4 protein-coding genes are annotated in these 5820 nt (G+C 67.4%); 3 read left to right on the forward strand and 1 reads right to left on the reverse strand.

What is annotated here, in order from left to right; all coding sequences use genetic code 11:
- On the reverse strand, positions 1–1426 hold a 1426-nt coding region (locus Q4I23_RS29855), incomplete at its 3' end, for a CmpA/NrtA family ABC transporter substrate-binding protein (RefSeq protein ID WP_498528623.1).
- A 657-nt stretch (positions 1427–2083) separates the two neighbouring features.
- Here Q4I23_RS29855 and nirB point away from each other — a divergent pair.
- The 3 genes from nirB to Q4I23_RS29870 all read left to right on the forward strand — a co-directional run.
- The gene (gene nirB, locus Q4I23_RS29860) at positions 2084–4549 is read left to right on the forward strand and encodes a nitrite reductase large subunit NirB (protein WP_498528624.1); all 2466 of its coding nucleotides are present in this window, start codon (positions 2084–2086) and stop codon (positions 4547–4549) included.
- A gap of 6 nt (positions 4550–4555) precedes the next feature.
- Entirely contained in the window at positions 4556–4912 is a 357-nt protein-coding gene (gene nirD / locus Q4I23_RS29865) for a nitrite reductase small subunit NirD (protein WP_035677835.1), read from the forward strand.
- Positions 4913–5069: 157 nt separating this feature from the next.
- Positions 5070–5820: molybdopterin-dependent oxidoreductase (locus Q4I23_RS29870; RefSeq protein WP_498528625.1), on the forward strand; the 751-nt coding region annotated here is incomplete at its 3' end.

Below are 5820 nucleotides of genomic sequence, written 5' to 3' on the forward strand. Positions count from 1 at the left end.
GCGTATAATCGTCGGCAGCGTCAGATGTGTATAAGAGACAGCCGCCGACCAGTTGCCCGCCCTGCAGCGCCTGCCCGCCTTTCAGGCCGATGGGCAGCTTCGTCAGGTATTCGTTGGGCTTGCGGCCGTCGTAGGCGATGCCGTCGATGAAGCCCTCGTCCAGCGGCTTGTAGCCGTCGCTGGCCCAGGGGAAGTCGGCCTCCTTGGCCTTGCCCTCCTCCACCAGCAGCCGCGCGGCCTTCAGGTAGATCTCCGGCTTGTAGACCTTGCGGGCGGTCTCGTCGTACCAGCTGTCCGGCTTGGCCTCGGCGATCTGGCCCCAGCGGCGCATCTGCGTCAGGTACCAGACGGCGTCGGAGTAGAAGGGATAGGTGGCGTTGTATCGGAAGAAGACGTTGAAGTCGGGAACCGCCCGCTTGTCGCCCTTCTCATACTCGAAGGTGCCGGTCATCGAATTGGCGATGACCTTGGCGTCGGCCCCGACATACTCCGACTTCGCCAGGATCTTCACCGCCTCGGCGCGGTTGGCGTTGTCGTTCTCGTCCAGCCACATCGCGGCGCGGATCAGCGCCTTGACCAGCGCCAGATGGGTCTTGGGGTTCTTGGCGGCCCAGCCCTCGGTGACGCCGAAGACCTTCTCCGGGTTGTTCTTCCAGATTTCGGTGTCGGTGATGACCGGCACGCCGATGCCCTTCATCACCGCCTGCTGGTTCCACGGCTCGCCGACGCTGTAGCCGAAGATGGTCCCGGCCTCCAGCGTCGCCGGCATCTGCGGCGGCGGGGTGACCGACAGCAGCGCGTCGGCCTGGATCTGGCCCGACACGTCGTTGGGCGCGTAGTAGCCGGGGTTGATGCCGCCGGCGGCCAGCCAGTAGCGAAGCTCGTAATTGTGGGTGGAGACGGGGAAGACCATGCCCATGGTGAAGGGCTTGCCCTCCGCCCGGTACTGGGCGATGACCGGCTTCAGCGCGTCGGCCTTGATCGGGTGCAGCGGCTTGCCGTCCGGTCCCTTGGGCAGGTTGGGCTTCATCCGCTCCCACACCTCGTTCGACAGGGTGATGCCGTTGCCGTTTAGGTCCATCGAGAAGGCGGTCACCACGTTGGCCTGGGTGCCGAAGCCGATGGTGGCGCCCAGCGGCTGACCGGCCAGCATGTGGGCGCCGTCCAGCTCCCCGGAGATCACGCGGTCGAGCAGCACCTTCCAGTTGGCCTGCGGCTCCAGCGTCACCGACAGGCCCTCGTCCTCGAAGAAGCCCTTCTCCGCGGCGATGGCGAGCGGGGCCATGTCGGTCAGCTTGATGAAGCCCAGCTTGAGCTGGTCTTTCTCCACGTCGAGCGGAGCGGCCTGGGCGGACCCGAGCGTCAGCGCCAGCGTGGCGGCGGCGGACAGCAGGGCGGTGCGGGGGGAGGCGGGAAGTCGGATCACGTCTCGAGTCACGTCGGTCGCTCCATCTCTCGTTCCGGAACCCCGCGGCACGCCTGACCTCGATCCAACGCCCCACCGGCGACGCGCCGTTGAGGGCTCTCCAGCCATGAAGGGCTGTCGAACCGGGTCAGCGACGGTGCCGAGGGGCCCAACCTTGGGCGTATGGGATGGACGCACCGCCGTTGGCGCGTCCCGCCGTTCCTCTCGCAAGGACCATGCCAAAGGCTGAGCAAGCGTCCAAACAGAGCCAAAGGTCTTTGTTTCTGCGGCTTTGACGCGAATTGCCTATTGTTTGTGCTAGTACCTTGGTGGTGCCGCATTGCACAATTTGTCGGCTTTCGGACCGCTTTTTGTTCGATGCAGGACAAAAGCGCGTGTTCAGGTCCCGACACTCCCGCCATGCGCCAGTGGTGGCGGAGCCTCGCAAATGGCGGAAATCCGCCATTCCGGCCCCTTTCTCATACCTTGGTGCCGGTGTTGGCACGCGGATTGCCAGGAGGATGGGCAGATCAGGGCCAGGGCAACGGCGCCATGGCCGGTTCGACGGCGAACCACCCGGACAACGGCGTCCGAAACCCTGGGAATCCCGCGGGAGTCCCCAGGGCTTCGGGCGCCTTTTTCTTTTCGGCCTCGCGGCCTCGCAAGAGGGCACACAGCATGAGCACGCACACCAATCCATCCACTCCGCGCGAACGGCTGGTCGTCGTCGGCAACGGCATGGCCGGCATCCGCACGCTGGAGGAACTGTTGGCCAAGGCGCCGGACCGTTACGACATCACCGTCTTCGGCGCCGAGCCGCACCCCAACTACAACCGCATCATGCTCTCACCCGTGCTGGCCGGGGAGAAGACCTTCGAGCAGATCGTCCTGAACGGGCGCGACTGGTATGAAGCCAACGGAATCAAGCTGTTGACCGGCGACCGGGTGGAGGTGATCGACCGGGCGAACCGCACCGTCACGGCCATCTCCGGCCTGACCGTGCCCTATGACAGGCTGCTGATCGCTACCGGCTCCACCCCCTTCATCATCCCGGTTCCCGGCTCCACCCTGCCCGGCGTCGTCGGCTTCCGCGACCTCGCCGATGTCGACACGATGCTGGAGGCGGCGGCTCGGGGGGGACGCGCCGTGGTCATCGGCGGCGGCCTGCTCGGGCTGGAGGCGGCCAACGGCTTGAAGGTCAAAGGCATGGACGTCACGGTCCTGCACCTGATGGACACGCTGATGGAACGGCAGCTCGACCGCTCCGCCGGGGCGCTGCTGCGGCACGAGTTGGAACGCCGTGGCATCACCGTGCTGACCGGCGCCGACACTGCCGAAATTGTGGGCAACGAGCGCGTTTCCGCGGTTCGCCTGAAAAATGGGCAGGAACTTCCCGCTGATCTGGTCGTCATGGCCGTGGGTATCCGCCCCAACATGGTGCTGGGCAAGGCGGCGGGGTTGGCCTGCGGGCGCGGCATCCAGGTGGACGACGCCATGACCACCTCCGACCCGGCGATCCTGTCGGTGGGCGAGTGCGTGGAGCATCGCGGCCAGACCTACGGCCTCGTCGCTCCGCTGTTCGAGATGGCCAAGGTCGCCGCCGCCCGGCTGGCCGGCGGTACGGAGGCCGCCTACACCGGCTCCGTCACCTCGACCAAGCTGAAGGTGACGGGGGTGGACGTCTTCTCGGCCGGTGATTTCACCGGCGGCAAGGACTGCGAGGACATCGTGTTCCGCGACGCCGCCCGCGGCGTCTACAAACGCGTGGTGGTCAAGGAGAACCGCATTCTCGGCGCCGTCCTCTACGGCGACACCAAGGACGGCGGCTGGTACTTCCAGATGCTGAAGGACGGGACCGAGGTGGCGCCGGTCCGCGACACCCTGATCTTCGGGCAAGGGTTCGGAGGCGAGGGGGCGGCAAACCCTAAGGCCGCCGTTGCGGCACTCCCCGACAGTGCGGAGATCTGCGGCTGCAACGGCGTGTGCAAGGGCACCATCGTCAAGGCGATCACCGAGAAGGGCCTGTCCAACCTGGACGAGGTGCGGGCTCATACCAAAGCCTCGGCCTCCTGCGGAAGCTGCACCGGTCAGGTGGAGCAGATCCTCGCCCTGACGCTGGGCGACGGCTACGCGGGCGAGGCGAAGGCCAAGCCGATGTGCAAATGCACCGACCGCACCCACGACGAGGTGCGCCGGGCCATCACCGCGCTGACCTTGAAATCCATCCCCGACGTGATGCAGCGGCTGGAATGGCGCACGCCCGACGGCTGCCACCATTGCCGCCCGGCGCTGAACTATTACCTGCTCTGCGAATGGCCGGGCGACTACAAGGACGACAGCCGGTCTCGCTACATCAACGAGCGCGTCCACGCCAACATCCAGAAGGACGGTACCTACTCCGTCGTCCCGCGCATGTGGGGCGGGCTGACCAGCGCCAAGGAGCTGCGCGCCATCGCCGACGTGGTGGACAAGTTCGCCATCCCCACGGTGAAGGTAACCGGCGGCCAGCGCATCGACCTGTTCGGCGTGAAGAAGGAGGATCTGCCCGCCGTGTGGGCGGACCTGAACGCCGCCGGCATGGTGTCCGGCCATGCCTACGCCAAGGGGCTGCGCACGGTGAAGACCTGCGTCGGGTCGGAATGGTGCCGCTTCGGCACGCAGGACAGCACCGGCCTGGGCGTCAAGCTGGAGCGGATGACCTGGGGCACCTGGACGCCGCACAAGGTGAAGCTGGCCGTCTCCGGCTGCCCGCGCAATTGCGCGGAGGCCACCATCAAGGACCTGGGCGTCGTCTGCGTGGACAGCGGCTACGAGCTGCATGTCGGCGGCAACGGCGGCATGCATGTCCGGGCCTGCGACCTGCTGGTGAAAGTCGAGACCGAGGCGGAGGTGCTGGAATACACCGGCGCCTACATGCAGCTCTACCGCGAAGAGGCCCGTTACCTGGAGCGCACCGCCCCGTGGCTGGAGCGCGTCGGGCTGGAGCACATCAAGCGCCGGCTGGTCGATGATGCCGAAGGCCGCGCGGCGCTCAACGCCCGCTTCCTCTTCTCCCAAAGCTTTTCGCAGGACGATCCCTGGGCCGAGCGGGCCAGCGGGTCGGTGGACCGTCATGAATTCGCGCCGCTCGCTCAGGTGGGGTAACGACACATGGATCAGAGCATTTCCTGGATCACCGTCGGCTCGGTTGAGGACATTCCCCGCCAGGGGTCCCGCGTGGTGCGGACCGACTTCGGCGACATCGCCCTGTTCCGCACCGTGGCGGACGAGGTCTACGCGCTGGAGGACCGCTGCCCGCACGCCGGCGGCCCGCTGTCGCAGGGCATCGTCCACGGGGCGCGCGTGACCTGCCCGCTGCACAGCTGGGTGATCGACCTCGCCAGCGGCGAGGCGGTCGGCCCGGATGAGGGCTGCGCCGGGCACTGCCCGGTGCGGGTGGTGGACGGCGCGGTGCAGCTCGGGCTGGCGGCCTTCCGTCCGGGCCGTGGAGGGTGCGGCCATGGGTGACACGCCATCCGACTCGCCCCTTCCTTTTTCTCCCTCTCCCCCCTGGGGAGAGGGTTGGGGTGAGGGGGTTGCGCTTGGCGGAGCGTTTGGCACAAGCGCAACCCCCTCACCCTCCCCTCTCCCCAGGGGGGAGAGGGAAATCGCGGCGGGGAAGCCCATCCGCACCACCTGCCCTTACTGCGGCGTCGGCTGCGGCGTTCTGGCCTCCGTCTCCAGCGACGGCGCCGTCACCGTGGTCGGCGACCCCGACCACCCGGCCAACCGCGGCAAGCTCTGCTCCAAGGGCACCAACCTGCCCGACACGCTGGGTCTCGGCGAGCGACTGCTCCACCCGCAGGTGGACGGGCGGCGCGTCACCTGGGACGAGGCCATCGCCGCCGTCGCAGCGCGCCTGTCCGACACCATCGCCAAACACGGGCCGGACTCGGTGGCCTTCTACGTCTCCGGCCAATTGCTGACCGAGGACTATTACGCCGTCAACAAGCTGGCGAAGGGCTTCCTCGGCACCGCCAACATCGACACCAATTCGCGCCTGTGCATGGCCTCCAGCGTGGCCGGCCACAAGCGCGGCTTCGGGGCCGACGCGGTGCCGGTGACCTACGAGGATCTGGAAGAGGCCGATCTGGTCCTGCTGGTTGGCTCCAACCTCGCCTGGTGCCACCCGATCCTGAACCAGCGGCTTTTGGCGGCCAAGCGGACGCGCGGCACCCGCATTATAGCCATCGACCCGCGCCGCACCGCCACGGTGGATGGGGCCGACCGCCACCTGCCCATCCGGCCCGGCACCGACGCCCTGCTGTTCAACGGGCTGCTCGTCCATTTGGCCGACAACGGCCTGATCGACGCCCGTTTCGTCGCCGAGCACACCTGTCTCTTATACACATCTGACGCTGCCGACGATTATACGC

This window comes from Azospirillum sp. UFLA03-27 (assembly GCF_059803775.1).

Bases quoted from the DNA above. Each gene is read 5' to 3' on its own strand.
- nirD (WP_035677835.1), top strand. From the start codon at position 4,556: ATGGATCAGAGCATTTCCTGGATCACCGTCGGCTCGGTTGAGGACATT.
- nirB (WP_498528624.1), top strand. From the start codon at position 2,084: ATGAGCACGCACACCAATCCATCCACTCCGCGCGAACGGCTGGTCGTC.